Here is a 1,530-nt window from a genome sequence, read left to right as displayed (position 1 = left end):
TCCCGCATCCGGGAAGCTCGAGATCATCAGGATCGTCGAGCAGTCGCATCGCCCGCCAGGCAGACGCTGGACCAACTCGGCATAGCCCGGCGAACGTTCTACCGCTGGTACGACCGCTACCTCGAAGGCGGACCGGAAGCGCTGGAAGATCGGCCATCGGTGCCGAGCCGGGTGTGGAACCGCATCCCGGCCGGCATCCACGACCGGATCATCGAGCTGGCGCTGGAACAGTCCGGGTTGAGCCCCCGGGAACTGGCCGTGCGCTTCACTGACGAGCCGCGCTACTTCGTGTCGGAAGCCACGGTTTACCGGCTGCTCAAGGCCCATGATCTGATCACCAGCCCGGCCTTCGTCGTGATCAAGGCCGCCGACCAGTTCCACACGAAGACCACCCGGCCGAACGAGTTGTGGCAGACCGACTTCACCTGCTTCAAGATCATCGGCTGGGGCTGGATGTATCTGTCGACGGTGCTCGACGACTTCTCGCGCTACATCATCGCCTGGAAGCTGTGCACCAACATGCGCGCCGAGGACGTCACCGACACGCTGGACCTCGCCCTGGCGGCTTCCGGCTGCGACAGCGCCGCGGTGCTGCACAAGCCCAGGCTGCTCACCGACAACGTCCTATGTCGGGAAGCAGCGGCGGGGAAAGGCCAGCAGGTCTCGTTGCGCCGGGGATGGTCGGCGCTGATGAATGTGTGATCCAGATGGCTTCCACCGTCAAGGAAAGCACTCTCGGCCATAGCAAACACAGGATCCATCGATCATCGAGATCGTGGTCCTCACCGTCCTTAAAATGAGATGCGCATGCCAGATGCCGGATCGCGACCTGCGTGGCCATCCAGAAGGTGCATCGCAGCCGGGCGTTGCCGTACTTTGATAGCTTGGTCCGTCCTCTGAAGATCCCTGACTGGTAGGTGGCGAGGTCGAGGCCGCAGAACTTAAGGAACTGGCGATGGTGGCTGAAGCGGCGCAGGTCGCCGGCCTCGGCCAGGATCGTCGGGGCATTGATCGGGCCGATGCCGGGGATCATGCGCAGGAGCTGATAATCGCTGTTCGTCGCCAACGCCTCATGGGCGATCCGCTCGATCTCGTTACGCTGCTGGATCAAGGTGCGCGCCTGGGCGATGACCATGCGGAACATGGCGACCGCAGTGGAGTCCTCCTCGATCGGCAGCGCGATCGATGCACAGGCGGTCTCGTAGATATCGTTGACCACCCGAGCCTTGGAGACCTTGCGGCCGATCAGCGGCCATGCCTGTTCGGCAAACGCCTTGCGTCCGATCAAGGTGATGCTGCCCGGCGTTGGAAAACGTTCGATCAGCGCCAGGAATCAGTCAGACCGGCTGTTGCCAGCGAAACGCTCGATCTCCGGGAGATACAGCGGCAGATAGTGCGTGAGGATCCGATGCCACGTCTGCGTCTTCGCCCTGGAAATGGCTTCGTGGGTCTTGGACATCTCCTGCAGATCGTTGATACCGGCCGCCAGCGGATCGACATAGCGCTGGGTCGCTCCGATCCGGAGCATAT

General features: G+C 62.7%; 2 pseudogenes. One reads left to right on the top strand and one right to left on the bottom strand.

Going from position 1 to position 1,530, the window contains the following annotated elements:
- Positions 1-621 (top strand): annotated as a pseudogene (locus RN629_RS18170) (DDE-type integrase/transposase/recombinase); the annotation flags it as partial.
- A 196-nt stretch (positions 622-817) separates the two neighbouring features.
- Here the strand turns inward: RN629_RS18170 and RN629_RS18165 are convergent.
- Positions 818-1,530, bottom strand: a pseudogene (locus tag RN629_RS18165) (transposase); the annotation flags it as partial.

It is taken from the genome of Facivitalis istanbulensis (assembly GCF_040560405.1).
GTDB classification, from domain to species: Bacteria; Pseudomonadota; Alphaproteobacteria; order Sphingomonadales; family Sphingomonadaceae; genus Sphingomonas; species Sphingomonas istanbulensis.
Note: the sequence above shows the minus strand (reverse complement) of the source record. Positions and strands in the feature narration are given on the sequence as shown.